General features: G+C 62.1%; 25 protein-coding genes and 1 tRNA gene. 20 read left to right on the forward strand and 6 right to left on the reverse strand.

Annotation, left to right across the window (positions count from 1 at the left end):
- Positions 1-64: 64 nt before the first annotated feature.
- Positions 65-403 carry a hypothetical protein gene (locus ACZM96_RS01570; protein ID WP_294485337.1) on the reverse strand — a complete coding sequence of 113 codons (339 nt, stop codon included), beginning with the start codon at positions 401-403 and terminating at the stop codon, positions 65-67.
- 238 nt (positions 404-641) lie between these two features.
- Between ACZM96_RS01570 and ACZM96_RS01575 the strand changes: the two genes are divergently transcribed.
- From ACZM96_RS01575 to ACZM96_RS01670, 20 genes are all read left to right on the forward strand, one after another.
- A complete protein-coding gene (locus ACZM96_RS01575) occupies positions 642-1,916 on the forward strand; it encodes an IMP cyclohydrolase (protein WP_489486891.1) in 1,275 nt (424 codons plus the stop codon).
- A 251-nt stretch (positions 1,917-2,167) separates the two neighbouring features.
- Positions 2,168-4,264, forward strand: coding sequence for a ribonuclease catalytic domain-containing protein (locus ACZM96_RS01580; RefSeq protein ID WP_489486892.1), 2,097 nt, complete (start codon positions 2,168-2,170; stop codon positions 4,262-4,264).
- 77 nt (positions 4,265-4,341) lie between these two features.
- Positions 4,342-5,436: a M23 family metallopeptidase gene (locus ACZM96_RS01585; RefSeq protein ID WP_489486894.1), complete on the forward strand. Its 1,095-nt coding sequence runs from the start codon at positions 4,342-4,344 to the stop codon at positions 5,434-5,436.
- A gap of 670 nt (positions 5,437-6,106) precedes the next feature.
- Positions 6,107-6,409 carry an urease subunit gamma gene (locus ACZM96_RS01590; protein ID WP_294485327.1) on the forward strand — a complete coding sequence of 101 codons (303 nt, stop codon included), beginning with the start codon at positions 6,107-6,109 and terminating at the stop codon, positions 6,407-6,409.
- Between the two features lie 77 nt (positions 6,410-6,486).
- Positions 6,487-6,879, forward strand: coding sequence for an urease subunit beta (locus tag ACZM96_RS01595; protein ID WP_489486896.1), 393 nt, complete (start codon positions 6,487-6,489; stop codon positions 6,877-6,879).
- 142 nt (positions 6,880-7,021) lie between these two features.
- On the forward strand, positions 7,022-8,740 hold the full coding sequence (locus ACZM96_RS01600; RefSeq protein WP_489486897.1) for an urease subunit alpha: 1,719 nt from the start codon (positions 7,022-7,024) through the stop codon (positions 8,738-8,740).
- 189 nt (positions 8,741-8,929) lie between these two features.
- Entirely contained in the window at positions 8,930-9,517 is a 588-nt protein-coding gene (locus ACZM96_RS01605; RefSeq protein WP_489486899.1) for an urease accessory protein UreE, read from the forward strand.
- A gap of 9 nt (positions 9,518-9,526) precedes the next feature.
- Entirely contained in the window at positions 9,527-10,300 is a 774-nt protein-coding gene (locus tag ACZM96_RS01610; protein WP_489486901.1) for an urease accessory protein UreF, read from the forward strand.
- 15 nt (positions 10,301-10,315) lie between these two features.
- On the forward strand, positions 10,316-10,987 hold the full coding sequence (gene ureG, locus ACZM96_RS01615) for an urease accessory protein UreG (RefSeq protein WP_489486902.1): 672 nt from the start codon (positions 10,316-10,318) through the stop codon (positions 10,985-10,987).
- Positions 10,980-11,975, forward strand: a complete 996-nt coding sequence (locus ACZM96_RS01620) for an urease accessory protein UreD (RefSeq protein ID WP_489486904.1) — start codon at positions 10,980-10,982, stop codon at positions 11,973-11,975. Before ureG ends, ACZM96_RS01620 begins: the two co-directional genes overlap by 8 nt.
- A 38-nt stretch (positions 11,976-12,013) precedes the next feature.
- On the forward strand, positions 12,014-13,009 hold the full coding sequence (gene yut / locus ACZM96_RS01625; RefSeq protein WP_489486906.1) for an urea transporter: 996 nt from the start codon (positions 12,014-12,016) through the stop codon (positions 13,007-13,009).
- A 12-nt stretch (positions 13,010-13,021) separates the two neighbouring features.
- Positions 13,022-14,236: an ammonium transporter gene (locus tag ACZM96_RS01630; protein WP_489486908.1), complete on the forward strand. Its 1,215-nt coding sequence runs from the start codon at positions 13,022-13,024 to the stop codon at positions 14,234-14,236.
- 155 nt (positions 14,237-14,391) lie between these two features.
- Positions 14,392-14,751, forward strand: coding sequence for a fluoride efflux transporter CrcB (gene crcB / locus ACZM96_RS01635; protein ID WP_346665070.1), 360 nt, complete (start codon positions 14,392-14,394; stop codon positions 14,749-14,751).
- Between the two features lie 97 nt (positions 14,752-14,848).
- Positions 14,849-15,250, forward strand: a complete 402-nt coding sequence (locus ACZM96_RS01640; protein WP_489486910.1) for a CrcB family protein — start codon at positions 14,849-14,851, stop codon at positions 15,248-15,250.
- The gene (locus ACZM96_RS01645; protein WP_489486911.1) at positions 15,247-15,522 is read left to right on the forward strand and encodes a GIY-YIG nuclease family protein; all 276 of its coding nucleotides are present in this window, start codon (positions 15,247-15,249) and stop codon (positions 15,520-15,522) included. Before ACZM96_RS01640 ends, ACZM96_RS01645 begins: the two co-directional genes overlap by 4 nt.
- 177 nt (positions 15,523-15,699) lie before the next feature.
- Positions 15,700-17,019, forward strand: coding sequence for a translocation protein TolB (locus ACZM96_RS01650; protein ID WP_489486912.1), 1,320 nt, complete (start codon positions 15,700-15,702; stop codon positions 17,017-17,019).
- 172 nt (positions 17,020-17,191) lie between these two features.
- Positions 17,192-17,680, forward strand: a complete 489-nt coding sequence (gene pal, locus ACZM96_RS01655; RefSeq protein WP_346665067.1) for a peptidoglycan-associated lipoprotein Pal — start codon at positions 17,192-17,194, stop codon at positions 17,678-17,680.
- Positions 17,681-17,737: 57 nt separating this feature from the next.
- Positions 17,738-17,812: transfer RNA gene (locus ACZM96_RS01660), tRNA-Pro, on the forward strand.
- A gap of 182 nt (positions 17,813-17,994) precedes the next feature.
- Positions 17,995-18,300: a hypothetical protein gene (locus tag ACZM96_RS01665; protein ID WP_489486914.1), complete on the forward strand. Its 306-nt coding sequence runs from the start codon at positions 17,995-17,997 to the stop codon at positions 18,298-18,300.
- A 114-nt stretch (positions 18,301-18,414) separates the two neighbouring features.
- Positions 18,415-18,882: a universal stress protein gene (locus ACZM96_RS01670; protein ID WP_489486916.1), complete on the forward strand. Its 468-nt coding sequence runs from the start codon at positions 18,415-18,417 to the stop codon at positions 18,880-18,882.
- Positions 18,883-20,054: 1,172 nt separating this feature from the next.
- Here the strand turns inward: ACZM96_RS01670 and ACZM96_RS01675 are convergent.
- The 5 genes from ACZM96_RS01675 to rpsL all read right to left on the reverse strand — a co-directional run bounded on the left by ACZM96_RS01675 (position 20,055) and on the right by rpsL (position 24,217).
- Positions 20,055-20,465, reverse strand: a complete 411-nt coding sequence (locus ACZM96_RS01675; protein WP_489486917.1) for an OsmC family protein — start codon at positions 20,463-20,465, stop codon at positions 20,055-20,057.
- An 85-nt stretch (positions 20,466-20,550) separates the two neighbouring features.
- Entirely contained in the window at positions 20,551-21,135 is a 585-nt protein-coding gene (locus tag ACZM96_RS01680; RefSeq protein ID WP_489486918.1) for a sugar O-acetyltransferase, read from the reverse strand.
- 76 nt (positions 21,136-21,211) lie between these two features.
- Positions 21,212-23,287, reverse strand: a complete 2,076-nt coding sequence (fusA, locus tag ACZM96_RS01685) for an elongation factor G (protein WP_489486919.1) — start codon at positions 23,285-23,287, stop codon at positions 21,212-21,214.
- Positions 23,288-23,293: 6 nt separating this feature from the next.
- Positions 23,294-23,764, reverse strand: coding sequence for a 30S ribosomal protein S7 (gene rpsG / locus ACZM96_RS01690; protein WP_294445329.1), 471 nt, complete (start codon positions 23,762-23,764; stop codon positions 23,294-23,296).
- Positions 23,765-23,842: 78 nt separating this feature from the next.
- Positions 23,843-24,217, reverse strand: a complete 375-nt coding sequence (gene rpsL / locus ACZM96_RS01695; RefSeq protein ID WP_077073592.1) for a 30S ribosomal protein S12 — start codon at positions 24,215-24,217, stop codon at positions 23,843-23,845.
- Positions 24,218-24,762 lie beyond the last annotated feature (545 nt).

Below are 24,762 nucleotides of genomic sequence, written 5' to 3' on the forward strand. Positions count from 1 at the left end.
AGGGCGCAGCGGGGGAAAGCGACGGCGGACGCGGCGCAGACCCGGCCGCCTGACGGCCGAAAGATCAGGAAAGCGGATGGAACTGATGCACCGTGGCCTTCTGCACGGGCTTTTCCTCCGGCTTTTCCTTGGGCGTTCTGCGCCGCCAGGGGCGCATGTCTTCGATGCGGGGCTTCTCGACTTCGGCCTTCTTGAGCTCCTCGCGCTCTTCCCATTTCACGTTGAACAGCTGGTTCTTGCCGCGCACGGCCTGAATGAGGGAAAGCACGATGACGGCTTCTTCCCATTCGCGGGAAGCGTCGAAGTCCTGAACGCGCTGCATGTACTTGTTCCACAGCGCCATGAGGGAAGCCTCATCCATGGCGTTGAGCTGACGGGCCATTTTGAGCAGCATTTTTTCCATTGTTGTCCTCGCGGTTGAACTGGTCTTGCTTATACCCTGCAAGCGCGGCGCGGGCAAATGAATTCTGACGGCCTGCGCGCCGTACCCCTGCCGGAGGGGCAATTTGCCCGCCCTCGATTTTTGTGATAAAAACGTAAACTCCCCAAGGAACGACGCCGCAAGGCTCGTTTCCGCGCTGCGCGGGATAGCACCGCAAGGCGCGTTCTTCCAACATCTTTATCGCCGAGGCGGAGTTGACATGAGCGATCTGAAAGATATGTACCGCACCATTGTGGCGGACGGGTTTCCCGACACCATGACCATCACGCTGGGAGACAGCGTGCTCACCTATCGCAAGCGCACCTGGGAAATGGGCGGCGAAGTGCGCGGACTGCGTTATGGCGAAAACCCCGATCAGCCCGCTGCGCTCTATGAATTCGTGGAAGGCGAAAACAAGGTGGCCGATCTCAAGTGGCGCGCTCCCCATCAGGGCATTGTTTCCGCACTCACCGAAGAGCAGATGGTGCAGTCCGGCAAGCATCCGGGAAAGACCAATCTCACCGACGTGGACAACGCCTGCAACATTCTTCAGTATCTCACGAAGAAGCCCGCGGCCGCCATTTTGAAGCACAACAATCCCTGCGGCGCGGCCTGGGCCGACACCCTCTTCGACGCGCTGAACAACGCCTTCTGGTGCGACCGCATTGCCGCTTTCGGCGGCGCGGTGGTGGTGAACCGTCCGCTCGACATGAAGTGCGCCGAACTCATCGCTTCCCAGTATTTTGAAGTGGTGGCCGCGCCCGCCTTTGAAGAAGGCGTGGTGGACGTGCTCAAGGGCCGCAAGAATCTGCGCATCTTCGAGCTGCCCGGCCTTGCGCATCTCGAAGAGCTGCGCGGCATTCCCATGCTCGACTTCAAGAGCCTCACCGACGGCGGCATCGTGATGCAGAAGTCCTTCGTCAACCGCATCACCAGCGTGGACGACTTCGTGCCCGCCACCGGCACGAAGAAGGACGGCACCGTGTTCACGGCTCGCAAGCCCACGGAACAGGAAGCCGAAGATCTGCTCTTTGCCTGGGCCGTGGAATCGGGCGTGACGTCCAACTCCGTGATCTTTGCGCGCAACGGCGCCACGGTGGCCATCGGCACCGGCGAACAGGATCGCGTGGGCTGCGCGGAACTGGCCATTCACAAGGCCTACACCAAGCATGCCGACGTGCTTTCCTTCAAGCGCACCGGTCTTTCCCTGTACGAGCTTCAGCAGAAGGCCCTTTCCGACGCCGAAGCTGCGGCCACGCTTGAAGAGATCAACCGCGAGACCCGGGAAAGCAAGGGCGGACTCATCGGTTCCGTGGTGGTGTCCGACGGCTTCTTCCCCTTCCGTGACGGCGTGGACGTCGTCATGGCGCAGGGCGTGACGGCCATTGCCCAGCCCGGCGGCTCCATACGCGACTGGGAAGTGGTGCAGGCCTGCAACGAGCATGAACCTCAGGTGGCCATGGTGTTCACCGGCCAGCGCTCCTTCAAACACTGATGAATCATAATGCCGGGGAGGCGCGAGCTTTCCCGGCATTGTCATGGATGCCTCTCTTCACGCGCCCTTCTGCGACCGGGGATGCGTGACCTCTGTTTTCATCCGTGGCGGGCCGCAGTAGGAATTTTTCGGAGCCCCGTCGAGAGCGGGAAGCCGCTCCGTTTTCGGCTTTCTCCGCGCCGGACGCGCGCAGCGCGCATGTTTGTCCGCCGGGGGCGGTCTGACCATTTTTGCCTTTCAGGATTGGAGACATGGCATCGCATATTGTGCAGAATCCCTCTGCGGGCTGTATTGTGGAATTCATGCAGGGAAACGAACCCCAGATAGCGTGGGTGATGGAGGAACAGAAGGGCAAACTCCGTCTTTTCTTGCCCAACAGGCGTGAAACCACGCTTTCTCCGTCGCGCATTCTGCCCTGGGCCGGCCCGGCGTATCCTTCCCAGCAGAGCAAGGACGACGTGGTGGACATTCTGAACAGGCACAAGGAGCGCCGGGAGCGTCTCGCTTCCGAAGTCGCACCTGTGGAACTGTGGGAAATGGCGCAGGGCGAAATGGACAAGGCTCCTGCCGAGTGGTTTGCGGAACTCGGCTACACGAATCCCGACGCCGACGCCGTGGCGGCCTGCGGTCGGGCGCTTCTGCAGTGCAAGACGCATTTTCGCTTCCAGCCGCCGGAATTTGAAATTTACGATGCGGCCACGGTGGAATCCCGCCGTCAGGCCGAAGAGGCCGCGCGCGTGCGCGAAGCCATGGTGTGCGGCGGCGCGGACTGGTTCCGCCGCCTGTGGGAGGCGCGCATCGGCCGGCATCCCGCGCCCGATCTTTCCACCGCGCCGGACGAGGCGGTGCGTCACCGCCTGGAGCGCATGCTCCGCGCCCGCATGATCGATCCCGAAACCGTGGAGGACGAAGCGCTGTGGAAGCAGGTGTCCAAGGGCCTGCCCGACGATCCGCACCTGGCGCTGCTGCTGGCCATGACCTGGGGCCTTGTGCCGGAACATTACAACTTCTGGCTCGACCGCGCGGACTACGCCGCGGGCACGGCCTGGGAAGAGCCCTTTGCCGAAGAAACGCAGGCGCTCATCGACGCCGTGACCAGGGGCGACAACATGCCCCCGGCCGAAGATTCGTCCTTCATCAGCATCGACAGCGCCACCACCCGCGACATCGACGACGCCTTCCGCATTGTTGCGGCAGAGGACGGCGGCTGGGACGTGGAAGTGGCGCTGGCCTGCCCCGCCTGGTTCTGGGATTTCGACAGCCCGCTCGGCAAGGCCGTCTTCCATCGCGCCACCAGCATTTATCTGCCGGAAGGCAACTGCCACATGATGCCCGAAGCGCTCGGCGAGGGCGCGTTCAGCCTGTTTGAAGGGGAGGCGCGTCCCGCGCTCGTGGTGGGCGCGCATGTGTCGCCGGACGGCGCGCTCGGCGAAGGTTCGTTTCGCTTCTCCACAATAAAAATCGCAAAAAATCTCAATTATCCCGACTGCGAGGCCGCGCTTGACGGCGAAGACAACGCCGCTGCGCCCTTTGTGGAACAGCTTCGTCTCGCCTCGGCCATGAGCGACGTGAGACTGGCGTACCGTGTGGACCACGGCGCGGTCATCATCGAGCGCCCGGAAATCGACTTCACGCTGGAGGGCGAGGGCGCCGACGTGCAGGTGAAGCTCAAGCAGACGCCCGCCGCGCCGAGGGCGCAGCTTCTGGTGGCGGAACTCATGGTGGTGGCCAACGCCGCGCTTGCCGAGTGGGCCGTGAAGAACGATGTGCCGCTTCTTTTCCGCACGCAGGACGTGGCCGTGCCCAGGGAATACGCCGGAGTGTGGAAGAGCGCGCCCGACATCGCCCGCGTGGTGCGCATTCTGGTGGCGGCCTCTCTCGACGTTTCGCCGCGTCCGCACGCGGGCATGGGACTTTCGGCCTACAGTCCCGTGACGTCGCCGCTGCGCCGCTTCACCGATCTTGTGAACGAAGCGCAGCTTCTGAGTGTGGTGACCCGCGGCGAGGCGCGCTGGTCCCGCGAGGAGCTTTCCGACATGCTCATGCATCTTTCCATCCGGCTTGAGGCGGCGGGACAGGTGCAGCGCTTCCGTCCGCGCTACTGGAAGTATCTCTACATTCAGCAGCAGGCCCGCCTGCACGGCGACGAATGCTGCTGGAAGGCCGAAGTCGCCGAGGAAAACGACATGTGGGTCAGCGTGAGCCTGCCGGAAATCCAGCTCGGCCTGCGCGGCAAGCGTTCGCTGTTCGGCGAAAAGGTGTTTCCCGGCCAGCAGCTTCACGTGCGTCTCGGCAAGGTGAATCCGCTGCGGAGCGAGGCCGTCATTCTCGACGTGCGCGAATATTGAGCCGGTTGCGCCCCGCGATGGTCTGAGGTATGATAAAAAAACAGAGACTCTCTTTCCGGATCTTCCAAGGAGAAGGCATGTCGTCAGCCCGAACGGTTGCTTCCCTTGTCTCATGCTGCGCGCTTCTGGCCTTTGTCGGCTTTTCGCAGACGGCCTGCGCGCCCAGACAGAACACCACGCTGTCGGCCAATCAGGCCGCGCAGAACGACGCAAGCGCCGGAGATCTCGATTCTCAGCTTGCCATAGATCATGAACTTTTTCTGGCCGCCACCTCGCCGGGAACGCTGGTGGAAAGCGATTCGCTCAGCGTTTCGGAACTGGCGGAACATCGCGCCATGTACGGCGATTCTCTGGAACTGCGTTCCGATTTGTCGTCGCTTCAGTTTCCCGGAGGCATGCTTCAGCTTGAAAGGGGCGGAAACGTTTCCGGCCCCGTGAGCCGCGGTCCCGCGCCGGGAAGCGCCGAGGCCCGCCGTCTGGCCGAAAGAAATACCAGAGAGGCGCTCTGTTCCGCCGGAGAAACGGTGTGCATCACCTCTCCCTACGGTGTGCGCCGCTCTTCCCGCCGCTCGCACAAGGGCATCGACATCCGCGCGCCTCTGGGCTCGCCCATCATGGCGTTCCGCAGCGGCATGGTGCGCTGCGCCGAATATCACAGCAGCTACGGCTACATGGTGGAAATCCAGCAGGACGACGGCATCGTCGCGCGCTACGCGCACATGAGTCAGATGCTCGTCCGCAAGGGAGACAGGGTGGAACCCGGCCTCATGATAGGCCGCGTGGGCTCCACCGGCCGTTCCACCGGGCCGCACCTGCACTTTGAACTCATTCACGACAACAGGCAGATGAATCCCATGGCCTATCTGCCTACGCCCAAGCAGGTGGTTTCCAAAGGCACGGAGGCCGATGCCGCCGCCGCCAGAAAGGCGCTGGCCAAATCCGGCCATTCCAAGTCCAAGCTGAAGAAGTCCTCGTCCAGAAGTTCCAAGAAGGTGACCTCGACCAAAAAAAGTTCGTCCAAAAAGTCGGTGAAGTCGTCGAAGAAAAAGACGTCGAGCCGGAAGGCGACGGTCAAGAAGACGAGTTCCTCCAAGAAGCTTGCGGCAAAGAAGACGAGTTCCAAAAAGACGACGAAGTCGAGCTCTTCGAAAAGTCGTTCCTCGAAGAAGTGACGGCGTCTGCAAGATGCTTTGAAGACGGCGCGGGCGGCGCGCGGGGCTGCGGCTCCGGGAGCCTCCGTGCCGTTTTTTCCTGATCGAACACGGGATGCAGAGCGTTTTTGATGGAGCGCAGGGGAGGAGCGCTTTGCGAGGCTCGCCGATAACGGGCATTGCCGACGGCGTTTCCGGCGGGCTGCTGGAACGGAGGGGGGCCTTTGATTTCTCTCCGAGGGAGCTGTCCCGGACGCTCGACCGAAGGCGTGTTTTCCCGATGAACGGAATCCTGAAAAACGCAGATTTCCGGTCGCCTGCTCCGTCAGCGAACTATGTTCCTGGAGCAGGCCCGGCGAATATCCGCAGCGTCGGCGCAAGTGCCGAACGCAGCAGGCATGCATGAACCATGTCGGGGAACGGCTGATGCCGTTCCTTTTTCATTTTAACGCTCTTTGTCGCAACAGACGCGCCCCGGTCTTGCCGGGGCTTTTTTGTTTAATCGGTCGGCTCACGGCAGATTTTCTCGGATGGGTGGAGCATCCCCACGCTTCGTCCAATGTTTTCACGTCGATGCCGCTTTTTCTCACGGCGCGACAGATTATTACAATATCCCTCTCACGGGCCCGACGCTAGGTTGGATCTGAAAACGATATGACGTCGTTTTCCATCTCTAGCACAAGGAGGTCCCATGCACCTTACCCCGCGAGAAATCGAGAAACTCATGGTGCTGTCTCTGGCGGAAGTGGCGCAGCGCCGCAGGGAAAAAGGGCTGAAGCTCAATCATCCCGAAGCGGTGGCCGTCATCACCGCCACGGCGCTTGAGGGCGCGAGAGCCGGAAAGACCGTGGAAGAAGTGATGAACGACGCCCGCAAGGCGCTCACCCGCGACGAAGTCATGGAAGGCGTGCCCGAAATGATTCCCTTCGTTCAGCTGGAGGCCGTGTTCACGGACGGCAGTCGTCTGGTCACGGTTCACGATCCCATAAGCTGAGCCGTCGTTTCCACGTCAGCGTTTCTCCCATCTCACGCCGAGGCCGCAGGTCCCGGCACAACACAGGCAGGCAGCATATGGCAGATTCGCCCAAGGCTCCCGTCGGCGGATGCATTTTCGCCGCCGACCCCATCACGTTCAACGAGTCCCGGCCTTCCATCACCCTCAAGGTGCGCAATACCGGCGACCGTCCCATTCAGGTAGGTTCCCATTTTCACTTCTTCGAGGTCAACCGCGCGCTGGAATTCGATCGCGCCGCCGCCTACGGCATGCGCCTGAACATTCCTTCCACCACGGCCATCCGCTTTGAACCCGGCGACGAAAAAACGGTGTCCCTCGTGCCCTACGGCGGATTTTCCAGCGTGTACGGATTCAATAACCTCGTGGACGCCTGGACCGGAGACGCGCACGCAAGAGCCGTCAAGATCGACAGGGCCATAGCCCTCGGCTTCAAAAGCGCGAAGCTCTGAGATGCAGAAATATCCGGGCGTCCGCTCCGCCGGGCTCCCTTCCGGGAACGCGCCGCTTCACGCATTGAGCTGCGAAAACGCGTCCGGTTCCCGGCAACGTCACCTTTTCCGCATGACCATGCTCTAACCCAAGGACTGCGACATGCCCCAGATTTCAAGACAGGAATATTCCAGCCTGTACGGCCCTACCGTGGGCGACAAGATCAGGCTCGGAGACACGGATCTTTATGTGGAAATTGAAAAAGACCTGCGCGGCTACGGCGACGAGGTCATCTACGGCGGCGGCAAGACGCTGCGCGCAGGCGAGGGCGGCGATTCCCGCTCCGTGCGCGACAACGGCGTGCTTGACCTCGTCATCACCAACGCAACCATCATCGACGCCGTGCAGGGCGTCATCAAGGCCGACGTGGGCATCCGCGACGGCCGCATCGTGGGCATAGGCAAGGCGGGCAATCCCGCCGTCATGGACAACGTGGATCCGCATCTCGTGGTGGGCAACGCCACCGACGCCATTTCCGGCGAGCATCTCATCCTCACCGCCGGCGGCATCGACGCCCATGTGCATCTCGTGTGCCCGCAGCAGGCCCAGACCGCCATTTCCAACGGCATCACCACCTTCTTCGGCGGCGGCATCGGCCCCTCCGACGGCACCAACGGCACCACCATCACGCCCGGCGCGTGGAACATTCACCGCATCATGGAAGCCGCCGAAGCTCTGCCCGTGAACCTCGGCATTCTCGGCAAGGGCCATGCCTACAACGAAGAGCCCCTGCGCGAGCAGATCGAAGCCGGCGCCTGCGGCTTCAAGATCCATGAGGACTGGGGCGCCATGCCCGCCATCATCCGCGCGGCGCTTTCCGTGGCCGACAAGATGGACGTGCAGGTCTCCATCCACACCGACACCCTGAACGAAGCCGGTTACGTGGAAGACACCATCGCCGCCATGGAAGGCCGGGTCATCCACACCTTCCACACCGAAGGCGCGGGCGGCGGTCATGCGCCGGACATCATCCGCGTGGCCGGGCAGCCCAACGTGCTGCCGAGCTCCACCAACCCCACGCTGCCCTTCGGCGTCAACTCGCAGGCCGAACTCTTCGACATGATCATGGTCTGCCACAACCTCAATCACAACGTGCCCTCCGACGTATCCTTCGCGGAAAGCCGCGTGCGTCCGGAAACCATCGCCGCCGAAAACGTGCTGCACGACATGGGCGCGATTTCCTGCATCGCGAGCGACTCCCAGGCCATGGGCCGCGTGGGCGAAAACTGGATTCGCGCCATCCAGACGGCGAGCGCCATGAAGGCCGCCCGCGGCAAGCTCCCCGAAGACTCCCCGGACAACGACAACTTCCGCGTGCTGCGCTACGTGGCCAAGGTGACCATCAATCCGGCCATCATTCAGGGTGTCTCCCACCTCATCGGCTCCGTGGAAACCGGAAAGGTGGCCGACCTCGTGCTCTGGCAGCCGGCCTTCTTCGGCGCCAAGCCCTACATGGTCATCAAGGGCGGGGCCATTGCCTGGTCCGCCATGGGCGATCCCAACGCCTCCCTGCCCACGCCGCAGCCGGTCATCTACCGGCCCATGTTCGGCTCGCTCGGGCGCTGCCTCCAGTCCACGCGCTACACCTTCACATCGCAGGCCGCCATGGATCGCGGCATCGGCGAGCAGCTCGGGCTGAAGAGTCATCTTGCCGCCGTTCACGGCATCCGCAGCCTCACCAAGCAGTGCATGGTGAGAAACAATCTCACGCCTCACATCGAGGTCAATCCCGAAACCTTCGCCGTTATGGTGGACGGAAAGCACGTCACCGTGCCGCCCGTTCAGAACGCGAGCCTCGCCCAGCTGTACTTCTTCAGCTGACGCGTCTGCAAACGGCAGGCCTCGGCAAAAGCGCATCCGGGCGCGGCCGGGACCTGTTGATTCACGGCGAAGCGCGGCCTTTCGGAAAAAGGCCCGGCAACATCCGGCCGGATGGCGGAACATCGCAGCGTCCGGCCGGACGCGCCCGGAGAACAGCGGGTCGGCAGCGGCCCGGTTACGGAAAACGTTATGGGGGCATTTGTGGAAATCATTGAAAAGGTACTGGGCAACAGGGCCGACGCGGACTGGGCCGGACGGCTTCGCGACGCGAACATCGACTATCTGGAACTCTCCCAGTGGGACGCGCAGAAGAATCGTCTGCGCAAGGAAACGCTCGGCGGGCGCGTCATGGCCGTGGCGCTGGAGCGCGGAGAGTCCCTGCGCGACGGCGACGTGCTGGACTGGGATGAAAGGCAGCGCTGCGCCGTGGTGTGCCGCATACGCCTCTGCCCGGTGATGGCCGTGGATCTCACCGGACTTGCTGCGTTCGGCGAGGAGGATGCCGTTTCCTGTGCGGTGAAGCTCGGCCACGCGCTCGGCAATCAGCACTGGCCCGCCGTGGTGAAGAAGGGCGTGGTCTATGTTCCCATGACGGCGGATGAAAAGGTCATGAGCGCCGTCATGGACACGCACGCCATTGCCGGCGTGACCTACGCCTTTCTTTCCGGAGAGAGCGTGTACGAAGCGCTTTCCGGCGAGGAGGCGCGGCTTCTGTTCGGCGGAGCGGAGAGTCCGCTTTCCGGGCACGAGCATCATCACGGACATCATCATTCCTGAGGAAACGGGGTGAGCGCGGTGGACATTCTTTCTCTTGTGCATCTCATGCAGTTCGGCGACTCCATGCTGCCCACGGGCGCGTTTGCCTTTTCCGGGGCGCTGGAGGCGGCGGCGCAGACGGGCGTGGTGCGCGACGCGCGCACGCTTCAGCAGTACGTGGTATCGGCGCTCAGGCAGGCGTCCACGGGCGACGCGGTGGGCCTCGCCTTTGCCCTGCGAGCGCTGTGCGACGACGCGGCGAGTGCGGGAGCGCCGGTGAGCGACGCCGCGCTTGCCAGGCTCGGCGTGATCGACCTTGCCCTGTACCGCCGCAAGCTGCCCGAGGAATTCAGGGACATGATGACGAAAACAGGGCTCAAGCTGGCCCAGCTCGGCGCGGAAACCACGAAGTCGCCGCTGCTTTCGCGCTGGCTTTCCCGGATAACCACGGGCTGCACGCCCGGTTCCTACCCCGTGTCGCTGGCGGCGCTCTTTGCCGCCACGGCCTTTGCCGAAGCGCCCCTGCGCGGCGCGGACGGCGCGGAAACGCAGGCCGTGCTTGAGGAAGGGCTCACCGTTTATTTCTACGGCGTGGCCATGGGACTGCTGAACGCGGCGCTGCGCCTCATGCGCGTGACGCATCTGGAAACGCAGGCCGTGCTGTACCGCAGTTCGGAGCTTTTCGAGCCGCTGTGCGCGCGGGCGCTGGCCACCCCGCTTGACCGCATGACAGGCTATGCGCCCATGACGGAAATTCTTTCGGCCGTGCATGCCGGGGCGCGGGTCCGTCTTTTTATGAGCTGAAGAGGAGAGACTCCCATGAAAAAAATTACCCGTATCGGCGTCGGCGGCCCGGTGGGCTCGGGCAAGACGGCCGTCATCGAGGCCGTGGTGCCCGTGCTCATGAAGCGCGGCGTGCGCCCGCTCATCATCACCAACGACGTGGTGACCACCGAAGACGCCAAACACGTGCAGCGCGAACTTGCCGGCGTGCTCGACGCCGAACGCATCGTGGGCGTGGAAACGGGCGCCTGCCCGCACACCGCCATCCGCGAGGATCCCAGCATGAACCTCGCCGCCGTGGAGGATCTGGAGAGACGCTTTCCCGACAGCGACGTGGTGTTCATCGAAAGCGGCGGCGACAATCTTACGCTCACGTTCAGTCCGGCTCTGGCCGACTTCTTCATCTACGTCATCGACGTGGCCGCCGGGGACAAGATTCCGCGCAAGAGCGGCCCGGGCGTGTGCCATTCCGACATTCTGGTCATCAACAAGGAAGACCTTGCGCCGTACGTGGGCGCGAGCCTTGAGGTCATGGACCGCGATTCCCGCCTCATGCGCGGCGATCGCCCCTTCATCTTCACGAACTGTATGACCGGTCACAACATCGACGTTCTGGCCGACTGGATCATGCGCGACGCGCTCTTCGATCTGCCGGACCGTCCTGCGGAAGAGACGCCCTGCGCGGCGAACGAGGCGGCCCATGCGTGAGGAGAGCTTCGTCGATGCCGGCGCGTCTGCGCCCGACTGTTCGAGCTTTCAGGCGGCGCGGCAGGCGCTTGCGGACATGGACCGCAGCGCGGCGGAGCTTGCGCCGTACCGCGACGAGCCGCCGCAGATGAAGAGCGGCTCCGTGGGCAAGCTGGGCTATCTGCGTCTGGACTTTCGCCGCGACGAGAATCTCGGCCGCACCGTGCTGGCCGATCTGGATCGCCGCGCACCCATGATTGCGCAGAAGGCGCTGTACTGGGAGGAGTCGCAGCCTGACATGGCCTGCGTCATCACCATCACGTCCACGGGCTGCGTGGTGCAGGGCGACCGCATGGCGCTGGACGTTCACGCGCGCCGCAACTCCCGTGCGCTCGTGACCACGCAGAGCGCCACGAAGGTTCACGTCATGGATCACAATCACGCCTGCCAGCTTCAGCGCTTCCATCTGGAGGAGGGGAGCTGGCTGGAATACGTGCCCGATCCGCTCATTCTGCACCGCCATTCGCGCTACGTGCAGGACACCTGGGTCACGCTGCCGGAATCGGCCTGTTTTCTCTACGGGGAAATGCTGGTGCCGGGCAGGCGCTGGCATCACCGGGAGGAGCTTTTCGGCTTTGATCTTTATTCGGCGGGCTTTCACGTCTGCCGCAGCGACGGCGAGGCTCCGCTTTTTGAAGAGCGTCTCGTGCTGGAGCCGGACGGAACGAACTTCTGCAGCGCCGCGGTCATGGACGGCTTCGAGGTGTTCGGAAGCATGTTTGCGCTGGTTCCCGAAAATCTTGCGGACTCTCTTGTGCGCGACGCCGGCGCGGCCGTGACCGACGATCTGGCCTGGGGAGCGCTTCGTCTGCCCGAGCACGCCGGAGCGGCGTTCCGGGTGCTCGGGCACGGCGTGGAGAGCGTGCGCAGAAAAATGCGGGAATTCCATTCGCTGGTGCGGGAAAGGGCGCTCGGCAGGCCGCTGCCGCCCGACTTTCTCTGGCGCTGAACCGCTCGGAATACGTGGAAACAAGGAGGTGGCGGACAATGACGGTCAACGGATGCGTCGCCGGGCAGGGGAGCTGTCCGGCGGTTTCGGTGCTCGGAACGCTGCTGCGCGGAGCCGGGCAGGTGATGTTTCAGAACTCCCCGTGGACGGGACTGCTCTTTCTCTGCGGCATTGCCTGGGGAGCGTGGAATGCGGGCAGACCGGAAATATTCTTCGGCGCGCTTCTGGGCCTTGTCGTTGGCACGGCAACGGGCTGTCTGCTCGGCGCTCCCCGCAGCGACGTGCAGGCGGGGCTGCACGGCTACAACGGCATTCTCGTGGGCTGCGCGCTGCCCGTGTTTCTGGAAGGCGGAGCCGTGTGCTGGCTGCTCATTGCGCTCGGAGCCATGTTTTCCACCGTCATCATGCTGGCGGTGTCGCGGGTGTTCGCCTCGTGGAAGGTGTCGGCCATGACGGGGCCGTTCGTGTTCGCCACCTGGTTCATTCTTCTCGCGTCCTACAGCTTTGCAGGCTTCGACGCCGTCGCTCTGCCGCATCCGGCTCTGCCTGCGCTTCCGCACGACGCCGTGTCGCTCTTCAGCGCGGAAGCCTTCTTCATTTCCAGTCTTGCCGGCGTCTCCCAGGTCTTTCTCATCAACGACCCCGTGACGGGAGCGCTGTTTCTGATCGGCCTTGCCCTGTCTTCGCCTTCCGCCGCGCTGCTTGGCTGGGGCGGATCGCTCGCGGCCATGGCCGCGGCGCTTCTGCTCGGGGCGGACGGCGCGTCCGTGGGCGCGGGCCTCTATCAGTTCAGCGCCGTGCTCACGGCCATAGGCATGGGCACGACCTTCTATCGGCCCGGCGGAAGAGTGATCCTCTACACCCTTCTTGCCACGGTGTTCACCGTGGTGGCGCAGGGCGCGCTCAACGCGGCGCTTGCGCCTCTAGGCATTCCCACGCTCACCTTTCCTTTCGTCGTCGCTGCGTGGCTCTTTCTGCTGCCGCATGTCGTTCTTGCCGGAACGAGAGGCGGCGACGACTCAACTTCAGCCTGACGGGAGTCTTTCATGTACACAGTCGATTCGGGAGATACCGCGTTCATTCTGCTCTGTACGGCGCTGGTCTGCCTCATGACTCCGGGTCTCGCCTTCTTCTACGGCGGACTCGTGCGGCGCAAGAACGTGCTCACCATCATGATGCAGAGTTTCATTTCCATGGGCGTCATCGCCGTCATCTGGATCTTCGGCGGCTTCAGTCTGGCCTTCGGGCCGGATGTCGGCGGCGTCATTGGCGACATCACCTATCACTTTGCTCTGGACAAGGTGGGAGCCGCGCCGAGCCCCGACTATGCCACTACGGTTCCCTTCCTGCTGTTCTTCGCCTATCAGCTCATGTTCGCCATCATCACGCCCGCGCTCATCACGGGCGCCTTTGCCGGACGCTTCAATTTCCGCGGCTACCTGCAGTTTCTCGTGCTGTGGATGATCTTCGTCTATATTCCGGCCTGTCACTGGATCTGGGGCGGCGGATTTCTGGCAGGACTCGGCGTGGTGGACTTTGCCGGCGGCATCGTGGTGCATGTGAACGCCGGTTTTGCGGCGCTCGCCACCGTGTTCTTCCTCGGACGCCGCGACGACGTGGCTCCGGGTGCGCATCCTGAGCCCAACAACCTGCCGCTCGTGGCCGTGGGCGCGGGCCTGCTGTGGTTCGGCTGGTTTGGCTTCAACGCGGGCGGAGCCTACGCCGGCGACGGACTCGCCGCCTACGCCTTCACCAACACCACCATAGCCGGTTCCATCGCCATGCTGGTGTGGATGTTCCTCGACTGGCACGGCGCAAAGCGTCCTTCCTTCTCCGGCGTGCTGGTGGGCGCGGTGGCCGGTCTTGCCACCATCACCCCCTGCGCGGGCTACGTGCCTCCGTGGGCGGCCATCGTCATCGGCGCGGCCGGAGCCGTGGTGTGCTACTACGCCAAGTGCGTGCAGGCCAGACTGCACTTCGACGACGCGCTGGAAGTCTGGCGCGCCCACGGCATGGGCGGCCTCACCGGTTCGCTTCTTGTCGGCGTGTTTGCCTCCACGGCCATCAACACCGTGCATGCCGGCGTGGAACAGTTCTTCCTCCAGCTTCTGGGCATCGTGGTGGTGGCCGCCTGGTCCTTCGGCGCAACCTGGGTCATACTCAAGGTCATCAGCCATTTCGGCCCCATCCGCGTGAGCTACGAGCAGGAGCTCGAAGGCCTCGACGAGGCTTTGCACGGCGAATCGGCCTACCGGCTCTGATCGAAGGCGCGGCGCGTCTTTTCGGCGCGCCACCTTCCGGTCGGGCGCAGACCTCGGCCAGCGGCTCTGCATGCCGCGGCCGGAGTTCCGGAGCATGGAACCGGGGTTGACAATTCAGCATAAAGTTCGGATGCTCTGCCCCCTGGAGTGAATCAATGGATGCAGTTTTGTTTGTTGCGGCGGGCGGTGCGCTCGGCGCGCTGTGCCGATATTTCACGGGTATGGCGGCAGCGGCCGTGTTCGGGCCCTTCTTTCCCGTGGGCACGCTCATCGTCAATATCGTCGGCTGCTTTGTCATCGGCAGCGTGTACGCTTCCCAGCCTTCCGGTCTGCTCGGGGAATTCATTCTTCAGGGCTTCTGCGGCGCGCTCACCACGTTTTCCACATTTTCTCTGGACAGTTTCCGGCTTTTTCAGCAGGGCTGTGCGCTCAGAGCCGCGGCCAACGTGCTTTTGAACATGGTGCTCGGCCTCGGAGCCGCGGCGCTCGGTCTGTCGCTTTTCAGTGTGGCGTAGCTGCGGAAGCAGACGGGAATCCGGTTCGAGGGCGTCTTCCCCGAGTCGGAGACGCGTGGAACATCAACAATAATCCGATGAACGCAGGAAAGGAAACATGTCGCAGTTTGCAAGACAGGTGACGGCGGTGCTTTGCGGCGGCGCGCTCGGCGCGGTGTGCCGTGTGGAGGCGGGAAGAGCCGTCATGGGCGTTGTGGGCGGAGTTTTTCCCCTGGGCATACTTTGCGTCAACATGCTGGGCTCGTTTCTGCTGGGATTGCTCCTGGGCGCGGCTTCGCGGACGAAGTACGGCTATCCTACGGCAACGGCCTTTCTGGCCACCGGATTTTTTGGCGGATTCACCACTTTTTCTTCGTTTGCGCTTGATACGGTCACGCTCTGGGGAGCAGGACACGCCGTGTTTGCCGTGCTCAACGTGGGCCTGAACGCCGCGCTCTGCATCGTGCTTGCGGGCCTCGGCTGGACGATTGCCGCGCCCCGGGCGGAGAAAAAGGCGTGAGTGACTGGAGCGTGTACCTTCTGCGCTGCGCCGACGGCACGCTGTACTGCGGCGTAAGCGTTGACGTGGCGCGCCGCGTGGCCATGCACAACGGCCTTCTTGCCGGAGGGGCGAAGTACACCCGCGGGCGTCGGTCGGTGATGCTGCTTGCCTGCGCAGGCGGAATGACGCGTGAGGAGGCTCTTCGCCTTGAGCAAAGGGTGAAGCGGCTGCCCCGGGCGCGAAAGCTGGAAGCGCTGTCCGGGGCCTGTTCTTCGGAGGACAGGGCGTGAGGCCTCTTTTTCGGAAGAGGCCTTTTTCATGCCGTTTTCGCAGACGCCTGTTTTATCTGCGGGAAAGGATCAGAGAGTGCTTCCGCGCACTTGACCACAAAGACGCGCGGGAATATGCTCTAGCCTCCCTCAAGAGCAGCGCAAAGGCTGCTTCAGAAATTTATTCAAGGGTGTCATATGCGTAAAATCCTTCATCTTTTCCATAGCGTCCGCGTGGCGGCGCTTCTGGTGCTGGCTCTGGCGTTCGCCGTGCAGTGCCAGGCCGCAACCATGGTGGACATCTACGGCCCCGGTCAGAATCAGATCAAGCTGTCCATGGCGTCTCCGCTTACCGCTCCCGGTCAGCGTGCCACGGCGCTGGGCTCGGAACTGAACGACGCCATTGTGGCGGACCTCAATTTCCTGCCGTTCATGCAGCTCATTCCTTCCTCGGCCGTGCTCGGCGGCACGGTGCTCACCGCCTGGCAGGGAGCCGACGTGGATTTCCGCCGCTTTCAGATTGCCGGCGCCGACCTTCTGGTCACGGCGCACTGGCCTTCCGGCGACAGGGAAAATTCCACCGTGGAACTGCGCGTGTTTGAAACCTATTCGGGCAAGTTCGTGTTCGGCAACGCCTATTCCGGCGTGACCCACACCGAAGTGCCCAACGTGGCCGACCGCTTCTGCGACGACCTCATGGCCGCTCTCACCGGCGCCCGCGGCTTCTTCAGCAGCTCCCTCGCCTTCGTGAAGGGCAACGGCAAAAAGCGCGACGTGTGGGTGGTGCGCGCCACCGGTCGCGATCTGCGTCAGGTCACCAACATTCCCGGCTCCGCCATGTCCCCCTCGTGGTCGCCCGACGGCCGCTACGTGGTCTTCAGCCATCTCGACGACAGCACCCACGCCCTCGGCGTGTGGGACCGCCTGAACAACACGGTCAAGCGCGTCCGCTTCCCCGGCAACACCGTCATCGGTCCCTGCTTTTTGCCGGACAACCGCGTGGCCGTGAGCCTTTCCACCGGTCATTATCCCGACATTTTCCTGCTGAACCGTCAGTTCAAGCGCGAGCGTCCGCTGGAACAGAGCGCGGCCATCAACGTGTCGCCTTCCTTCGACGCCTCCGGCACCAAGATGGCGTTCACCTCCAGCCGCCTCGGCAGCCCGCAGGTCTTCCTGAAGGACTTCTCCACCGGCTCCGTGACCCGCGTGAGCATGGACGGCTCCTACAACTCCGAGCCCTGCATCAGCCCCGACGGAACGCTCATTGCCTACACCAAGGCCACGCCTTCGGGCTTCCGCATCTTTGTTCATGACATGATGACCGGCTCGGATCAGCAGATTTCCTTCGGTCCCGGCAGAGACGAACAGCCCGCCTTTGCTCCCGACAGTTACTTTGTGGCGTTTACTTCCACCAGAAGCGGCACTTCCCAGATTTATCTGACCACCCGCCACGGCGGCGAGGCCAAACATGTGCCTACGGGATCGGGCAATGCCTCGTTCCCGAGCTGGGGAAAGTAAAATATTTTAAATTTCTGGGCGAAATCCCCCCCCTTGCGAGCTTGACATCCCCAAGGGCGAGGGTAATATGCCGTTCTGCCCGATAAGTGCAGTTTTCTTTCTTCGCTCGATGATAAGAGGGAACGAGCGGGGAGAGAGAAATATTATGACTTAACTCTCAGGAGGAGTTATCATGAAGTCTCTGAAGTCTTTTGGCCTGGTTATGGTTCTCGCTCTGGCTCTCGGCATGGGCGCCGGCTGCGCTAAGAAGAACGCTGAAGTGGAAAACGTGGAACCCGCTCCCGTGGCTTCCTCTTCTTCCGCCCTTGACGCTGCTGCTCAGCAGATCACCGACGGTGTCGTGTACTTCGATTTCGACAAGTATGACATCAAGGCTGAATATCGCGACATGCTGCAGCAGAAGGCTGAACTCATGAAGCAGTATCCTTCCATCCGCGTGCGCATTGAAGGCAACTGCGACGAACGCGGCACCCAGGAATACAACCTCGCCCTCGGCGAACGTCGTGCCCGCGCTGCCTATGAATACATGATCCGCCTCGGCGTGCCTGCCGACCAGCTCGACATCATCTCCTACGGCAAGGAACGTCCCGCCGTTGAAGGTACCGGTGAAGCTGTGTGGGCCAAGAACCGTCGTGACGAATTCAACGTCATCGCCCGCTAGTTTCAGCTGATTTTCGGCTGCCCTGTGTCCTCTACAGGGCAGCCGTTTTTTTATGTTCGGGGCGTGGCGCAGGGGTAGCGCGTCTGCTTTGGGAGCAGAAAGTCGCTGGTTCAAATCCAGTCGCCCCGACCATTTCGGAGTTGTGACCGTGTGTCGCGACTCTTTTTTTTTATTTGTCGTCAGGCGGCGTTTGCGCAGAAGCACTGCGCTGAATCCACGGAAGGGAAGCGATTCTGCAAAGCTCTGTGCGTTTTGGAGCGAGGGGCATGCGGTCGTCCAGCGTCTAGGCGTTGCGCCTCAAGGCTCGCCCGGAGATGGAGGGCAAGCTGCGCCGCCCGTTGCCGGAAGATGCGGGACATGTGTCGGCGGCAGTGCCTTCTGCCGTGTTTTTACAGGGAATTTTCGGCGTGGCGCGGAAGAGGTCGGAGCGGACTTTCCTAAAAATCGGAGCTTGGAGTGCAATGTTTTTTCGGAAGCCGGTGCGGATTGCCGCCGAACCGTGCGACGACGGGGCGGGAAAAAGAAGGCGGCGCAGGCCCTTGCGCGCACGGAAAGAAAAAATTTTTTCAGGCTTGTTCTTTCTCGACGCGAATTGCGGCAGAACGACGGGCGCAAAATGAAAACCTGTTGTCCCGGCATGTTTTTTTTTACATCTGCTTGACAACGGATTCCCTATTACGGAAAAGTAGAGCGTGACGAAGCATTATTCTGCTCATCAAAAACAGGAGGATATCATGTCTGTTTTTTCCAATATTGTCTGCTGCATCAGCCTTTCCGAAAACCCTGATGACGTGGCGCAGTACGTCAACGACATCACCCGTCAGAACGACGCCAAGCTGATTCTCGTTCACGTGGCTGCCGACAACGAAGCCATTCTGCGCCGCACCGGCAGCAAGAACATGGTGGAAAAGCTCATCGAAGAAAGCCGCAAGGCCAACGAAGAAGCGTTCACCGAGTATGTGAATAAGCACTTCGCCGGTCTCGACACCACCATCGTGCTGACTGAAGGCAAGGTGGAAGAAGAACTGCTCAAGGTCATCGACAAGTACTGCGCCGATCTCATCGTCATCGGCAGCATGTCCACCAAGGGCCTGTTCGGTTCTCTGTTCAACAAGCCTTCTGAAAGCATCATCGGCAAGACCCGCATTCCCGTCATGGTGATCCCCAACGATCTCAGCCTGGAATGCACGCCTGATTTCTAATCGGCGCTTTTTTGCAGTGCAAAGGCCCGTCTGCTTCATGCAGGCGGGCCTTTTGCATATGGTATGGAGATGCAGCGGGACGAAAGCATGCCGGATGTTGTCGGAGTTTTCACCGGGGGATGCAAAGACGATGCGGAGCAGGCGAAGGGGGGCGCGGAACGTGAACGCAAGGCAAAGAGGGGAAGACGAGCCGGCGGGGAAAAGCGGCACTACCGGGAGGCATCTTTTGTTTCGGGTATGAGGATTCATGAGGTGCCAAGGGAAAAGGCGGCATGCGCAGGCCGTGCCGGGAGAAGGATGACACCGGGGAGCGATCTTCGTGTCGTCGCGTCTGGAGAGAACTCCGGGAAGGACGCACGACGGCAGGAGAGAGGCAGGAGAAAACGAGCGCGGAAGAGAAGGGGGGCAGGAGAGCCGCGGCCTCGAAAGTTGGGATGCGGAAGAGGGGGGGGGCGTGTCCGTTGCTGCGGGGACGAATCGAGATCGTGAGAGAAAGGGGAAAAGCGGCGGGAGCGCGGAGGAGGAACGTTGAGCGGACAAGAAGCGGTCTTGTCAGAGCGTGGGGGCACATCCATGTGCGGGCCGCAGCCCACACGGGAGAAGGCTCTTTCGGCGGGGAAAAAGCTGCGTAACCTCGGAGAGTTCTTGTCTTTTCAGACGATGGAATGCCCCTGACAGGGCGATGGAGGCGCGAAAAAACATTTTGGCGACCAGTGGATCCGACAAGTGCATTTTTGTCTGAGGATGCGCGCAGAGCCCCGGAACTGCACAGCGGGCTGAAGTTGTTCAGAGTCGGGCCGCGCGGATGTTCTGCATTGCGGCGGAGCAGTTGCGTCCGGACGCGCCGCAGGCGCCGGGGCTTGATCATCAAACGGACGGTGTTCGCGGAGCATCATTCGAGACACAGTGCGGGAAGGGCGACGGCAAGAGGGGAAGCATCCAGGCAAGGGCAGCTCGCAGACGCCGGGATGAGGGAAAGGGGGCGAGGACAACGAGACTCGGTGAGAACGGCGAATGCCTGCCGGGAAAAAGGCGGAAACGGCGCGCACGACGGGCAGATCCGCATGATGAAGCGGGGCGTGCGGTGCGAAAACTCCGTGTCGAGCGAAGAATAAAAAAAGGCCTGCGCATGTTGACGCAGGCCGCAGTATCGCCGCAGAGGCGGCGCACCATCAGTGTTTCCAGCGGAAAACAAATTCCTGTTCCACGTCAGGATGAAGGCTCAGATGCACGGGGCAGCTGTGCGCGCAGTGCTCGATGGCGGCTTTCTGACGATCGGTGTATTCGCGGTCGGGCATGTCGAGCACGACTTCTATTTTGCCGATGCGGCGGGGACTCGCGCTCATGACCTTGGTGATGGAAATTTCCGTGCCGGTCACATCCACGTCGTGCTGCTTGGCGTAAATGCCGATGATGGTCATGGCGCAGGAGGCCAGAGCCGTGGCGCACAGATCGGTGGGGGAAAAGGCCTCGCCCTTGCCCTGATTGTCCACCGGGGCGTCGGTGACGATGGTGGTTCCGCTGGCAAGATGCGTGCATTCGACACGCAGGTCGCCGAGATATTTGGCTTTCATGTTGGCCATGAGTGAACTCCTTTGCTCGGTGCGGGCGCTTCGGCGTCCGACCGCTGCGGTTGATTTGGAGCAAGCAATAGCGGCATACGCGCGTTTAGTCAACGCTGCGGCCTGAAACGGGACTCTTTTCAATGGGGCGCAGCACGCGGCAGGGATTGCCCGCCGCCACCACGCGCGCGGGAATGCTGTGCGTGACCACGCTGCCTGCGCCGATGACGGCTCCGTCGCCGATGCTGACGCCCGGCAGAACGGTGACGTGTCCGCCGAACCATACGTCGTCGCCCACGGTGACGGGCTTTGCGTACTCCATGCCCGTGGCGCGCTCTTTGGCGTCCAGCGGATGCACGGCGGTGTAGATGCCGCATTGCGGTCCGATGAAGCAGTTGCGGCCGAAGCGCACGGGTGCGCAGTCGAGAATCACGAGATTGTAGTTGGCAAAGAAGTTCTCGCCGATTTCGATGTTGAAGCCGTAGTCGCAGCGAAATCCCGGCTCGATGAGGAAGTTTTCTCCCGTGCGGCCCAGAATGCGGCACAGATGCTCGCGCCGCTCGTCGAGCTGCGAGGGAAGATATCGGTCGCAGAGCACGCAGGCGTCCACGCAGGCGCGGTGCAGATGGATGAGTTCTTCGTCCTGCGTGCTGTAGATTTGACCGGCGATCATTTTTTCCCGTTCCGTCATGTCGTTCTCCGCAAAAGAGAAGGCCGGAGCTTCGCCCCGGCCTTCGAGTTCTTTGACCTGTCAGGGAAATCCCTGCTTATTTCTTCTTGGCTACCAGTTCTTCAGAAATGCTGGCCGGCACTTTTTCGTAGTGGTCGAACTGCATGCTGAAGGTGGCGCGGCCCTGAGTGCGGGAGCGCAGGTCGGTAGCGTAGCCGAACATTTCGGACAGCGGCACGAAGCAGCTGATGACCTGGGCGCCGGCGCGGGCTTCCATGGCCTGCACCTTGCCGCGACGACCGTTGAGGTCGCCCATGACGTCGCCGAGGTAGTCTTCGGGAGTCACCACTTCCACGCTCATGATGGGTTCCAGCAGCACGGGGCTGGCCTTGCGCATGGCGTCCTTGATGGCCATGGAGCCGGTCACGTAGAAGGCCTGTTCGGAGGAGTCCACTTCGTGGTAGGAACCGAACACGAGGTTGACCTTCACGTCGACGGCGGGATAGCCGGCAAGCACGCCGCTCTTCAGGGCGTCCTGAATACCCTTGTCGATGGCGGGGATGTATTCCTTGGGAATGACGCCGCCGGTGATGGAGTTGATGAACTCGTAGCCCTTGCCAGGATTCGGCTCGATCTCGATGACGGCGTGACCGTACTGACCGCGACCGCCGGACTGCTTGGCGTACTTGGTGTCGGACTTGGAGGGTTTGGTGATGGTTTCGCGATACGCAACCTGGGGCTTGCCCACGTTGGCGTTCACGTTGAATTCACGGGTGAGGCGGTCGACGATGATGTCGAGGTGCAGCTCGCCCATGCCGGCGATGAGGGTCTGACCGGTTTCCTCGTCGCCCGTCACGCGGAAGGAAGGATCTTCCTTGGAGAGCTTGTTGAGGGCGGCGGACAGAGCGTCGCGGTCGGCCTTGGTCTTGGGTTCGATGGCAACCTGGATGACGGGATCCGGGATGTCCAGGGATTCCAGAACCACGGGAGCGTCGTCGTGGCAGAGGGTGTCGCCGGTGGAGACGTTCTTGAGGCCCACGAGGGCGACGATGTCGCCGGCGCCGGCCCACTTGATTTCTTCACGCTTGTTGGCGTGCATGCGCACGATACGGCCGATGCGTTCGGTCTTGCCGGAAGTGGAGTTCAGCACGGACATGCCGGGTTCCACATAGCCGGAGTACACGCGGAAGAAGGAGAGGTGGCCGATGTAGGGGTCGGCGGCCAGCTTGAACACGAGGCCGGCCAGAGGAGCCTTGTCGTCGGCGGGGCAGAGCACTTCTTCGCCGTTGTTGGGATTCGTGCCCTTCATCTGCTCGATGTCGAGCGGAGAAGGCAGGTACTCGACGATGGCGTCGAGCAGGGGCTGCACGCCCACGTTGCGGAAGGCGGTGCCGCACAGCACGGGCACGATGGTCTGGGCGATGGTGGCCTTGCGGATGCAGTAATGGAGATCTTCCTCGGAAAGGGTGCCTTCCTCGAGGTACTTTTCCATCATGGCTTCGTCTTCTTCAGCCACGGCTTCCATCATTTCCAGGCGCTTTTCCTCGTAGAGATCCTTGAGGTCGTCGGGGATTTCTTCTTCCCAGAACTTGGAACCCTTGCTGTCCTTGTCGAACATGATGGCCTTGCCCTTGACGAGGTCCACCACGCCGCGGAATTCGTCTTCGTGGCCGATGGGCAGCTGCAGCATGACGGGGTTGGCCTTCAGACGATCATGGATGGTCTGCACGGAATGGAAGAAGTCGGCGCCGATTCTGTCCATCTTGTTGATGAAGCAGATGCGGGGCACGTTGTAGCGGTTGGCCTGACGCCACACCGTTTCAGACTGGGGTTCCACGCCGTTCACGCCGTCGAACACGGCCACGGCACCGTCGAGCACGCGCAGGGAACGTTCCACTTCAATGGTGAAGTCCACGTGGCCGGGGGTGTCGATGATGTTGATGGTGCGGCCCTTCCACTGGCAGTGGGTGGCGGCGGAAGTGATGGTGATGCCGCGTTCCTTTTCCTGTTCCATCCAGTCCATGGTGGACTCACCTTCGTGCGTTTCACCAATCTTGTGGTTCACGCCGGTGTAGAAAAGGATGCGTTCGGTGGTCGTCGTCTTGCCGGCGTCAATATGGGCCATGATGCCGATATTGCGCAGATCCTTGATTTCAAAGGTACGGTTCGACATGGCGGCCTACCAGCGGAAATGAGCGAAAGCCTTGTTGGCTTCGGCCATGCGGTGGGTGTCTTCCTTCTTCTTCACGGAACCACCACGGTTGTTGAAGGCGTCGATGAGTTCGGCGGAGAGCTTGGCAATCATGCCCTTTTCGCCGCGGGCGCGGGAATAGGTGATGAGCCAGCGCAGAGCCAGGGAGATCTGGCGTTCGGGACGCACTTCGACGGGCACCTGATAGTTGGCGCCGCCGACGCGACGGGACTTGACTTCAACGTGGGGCTTCACGTTTTCCACAGCCTTCTCGAAAGCGTGCAGAGCGTCTTCACCGGTCTTTTCGCCGAGGATTTCAAGCGAACGGTAGAAGATGGTTTCCGCGGGGCCCTTCTTGCCGTCGTACATGAGACGGTTCACGAAGCGGGCCACGAGGCGGCTGTTGTAAATAGGATCGGGCAAGATTTCCCTTTTTGCAATGGGACCTTTGCGGGGCATGGTGATTCCTCCGTAAACAAGTTGGAATGGCCTTCAGAACCACTGAGAGACCATAAAAATGGAGCGTTCGCTCTAGGATCAGTTCTTGGGACGCTTGGCGCCGTACTTGGAACGACGCTGACGGCGATCCTGCACGCCGGAGGTGTCCAGGGTACCACGAACGATGTGGTAACGGACACCGGGGAGGTCCTTCACACGGCCGCCGCGGATCATCACGACGGAGTGTTCCTGAAGGTTGTGGCCTTCGCCGGGGATGTAAGCCGAAACTTCGATGCCGTTGGTCAGGCGCACACGGGCGACCTTACGAAGAGCGGAGTTAGGCTTCTTGGGGGTGGTGGTGTACACGCGGGTGCACACGCCGCGGCGCTGGGGGCATTCCTGCAGGGCCGGGGTCTTCTTTCTCTTCACCACCTTCTTCCGTTCGATACGGATAAGCTGCTGAATAGTAGGCATGTGTTCCTCCAAAATAAAAACACAAAGTTAGGCCAAAGAACGATATCAAATATCTTTGAATGATTAATTTGTCAAGAAATTTTCTCCGGGCTTTTCTGCGCCGCGCGTTTTCGGCGGACGGATCGCTTTCACGGGGCGGGCGATCTCGTCTCTCCCGCCGACGGAGTCCGAAAAAGCGACGAATCGCCTTTGCCTGGGAAGAAGGAGGCGCCTTCATGATTTTTGCGGGCTCGGGAAAGGATACGGGCTTTCGCGTGCCTTGCGCGACCGAAGGCGGAGGGCGGCTTCGGTTGCCGTTTCCTCGGGGCGGAGGGGGGCAGTGTGTCCTTCGTTTTTTCGGCCCGGAAGAACAACGGGGCGGAGGCAGAACTTCGGACTTTGTCGTTGCCGACGTGGAAGGGCGGCCATCTCCCGCGTCGTGCCGTTCGGCGACGTCCTTGGTGGCTGCATCGCGCGGGGCGGCAGCGTCGGCGAAGTGTGCGGCATGCAGGCGGCGCTCTGGGAGGAGGGCGGAACGATCTGCCCGCTGCGCGCGGGCTTTTCGG

It is taken from the genome of Mailhella sp. (genome assembly GCF_057866825.1).

Excerpts from the sequence above, each read along its gene's own strand:
- ACZM96_RS01570 (WP_294485337.1), bottom strand. The coding sequence starts at position 403 with ATGGAAAAAATGCTGCTCAAAATGGCCCGTCAGCTCAACGCCATGGAT.
- ACZM96_RS01575 (WP_489486891.1), top strand. The coding sequence starts at position 642 with ATGAGCGATCTGAAAGATATGTACCGCACCATTGTGGCGGACGGGTTT.
- ACZM96_RS01580 (WP_489486892.1), top strand. The coding sequence starts at position 2,168 with ATGGCATCGCATATTGTGCAGAATCCCTCTGCGGGCTGTATTGTGGAA.
- ACZM96_RS01585 (WP_489486894.1), top strand. The coding sequence starts at position 4,342 with ATGTCGTCAGCCCGAACGGTTGCTTCCCTTGTCTCATGCTGCGCGCTT.
- ACZM96_RS01590 (WP_294485327.1), top strand. The coding sequence starts at position 6,107 with ATGCACCTTACCCCGCGAGAAATCGAGAAACTCATGGTGCTGTCTCTG.
- ACZM96_RS01595 (WP_489486896.1), top strand. The coding sequence starts at position 6,487 with ATGGCAGATTCGCCCAAGGCTCCCGTCGGCGGATGCATTTTCGCCGCC.
- ACZM96_RS01600 (WP_489486897.1), top strand. The coding sequence starts at position 7,022 with ATGCCCCAGATTTCAAGACAGGAATATTCCAGCCTGTACGGCCCTACC.
- ACZM96_RS01605 (WP_489486899.1), top strand. The coding sequence starts at position 8,930 with ATGGGGGCATTTGTGGAAATCATTGAAAAGGTACTGGGCAACAGGGCC.
- ureG (WP_489486902.1), top strand. The coding sequence starts at position 10,316 with ATGAAAAAAATTACCCGTATCGGCGTCGGCGGCCCGGTGGGCTCGGGC.
- ACZM96_RS01620 (WP_489486904.1), top strand. The coding sequence starts at position 10,980 with ATGCGTGAGGAGAGCTTCGTCGATGCCGGCGCGTCTGCGCCCGACTGT.
- yut (WP_489486906.1), top strand. The coding sequence starts at position 12,014 with ATGACGGTCAACGGATGCGTCGCCGGGCAGGGGAGCTGTCCGGCGGTT.
- ACZM96_RS01630 (WP_489486908.1), top strand. The coding sequence starts at position 13,022 with ATGTACACAGTCGATTCGGGAGATACCGCGTTCATTCTGCTCTGTACG.
- crcB (WP_346665070.1), top strand. The coding sequence starts at position 14,392 with ATGGATGCAGTTTTGTTTGTTGCGGCGGGCGGTGCGCTCGGCGCGCTG.
- ACZM96_RS01640 (WP_489486910.1), top strand. The coding sequence starts at position 14,849 with ATGTCGCAGTTTGCAAGACAGGTGACGGCGGTGCTTTGCGGCGGCGCG.
- ACZM96_RS01650 (WP_489486912.1), top strand. The coding sequence starts at position 15,700 with ATGCGTAAAATCCTTCATCTTTTCCATAGCGTCCGCGTGGCGGCGCTT.
- pal (WP_346665067.1), top strand. The coding sequence starts at position 17,192 with ATGAAGTCTCTGAAGTCTTTTGGCCTGGTTATGGTTCTCGCTCTGGCT.
- ACZM96_RS01665 (WP_489486914.1), top strand. The coding sequence starts at position 17,995 with ATGGAGGGCAAGCTGCGCCGCCCGTTGCCGGAAGATGCGGGACATGTG.
- ACZM96_RS01670 (WP_489486916.1), top strand. The coding sequence starts at position 18,415 with ATGTCTGTTTTTTCCAATATTGTCTGCTGCATCAGCCTTTCCGAAAAC.
- ACZM96_RS01675 (WP_489486917.1), bottom strand. The coding sequence starts at position 20,465 with ATGGCCAACATGAAAGCCAAATATCTCGGCGACCTGCGTGTCGAATGC.
- ACZM96_RS01680 (WP_489486918.1), bottom strand. The coding sequence starts at position 21,135 with ATGACGGAACGGGAAAAAATGATCGCCGGTCAAATCTACAGCACGCAG.
- fusA (WP_489486919.1), bottom strand. The coding sequence starts at position 23,287 with ATGTCGAACCGTACCTTTGAAATCAAGGATCTGCGCAATATCGGCATC.
- rpsG (WP_294445329.1), bottom strand. The coding sequence starts at position 23,764 with ATGCCCCGCAAAGGTCCCATTGCAAAAAGGGAAATCTTGCCCGATCCT.
- rpsL (WP_077073592.1), bottom strand. The coding sequence starts at position 24,217 with ATGCCTACTATTCAGCAGCTTATCCGTATCGAACGGAAGAAGGTGGTG.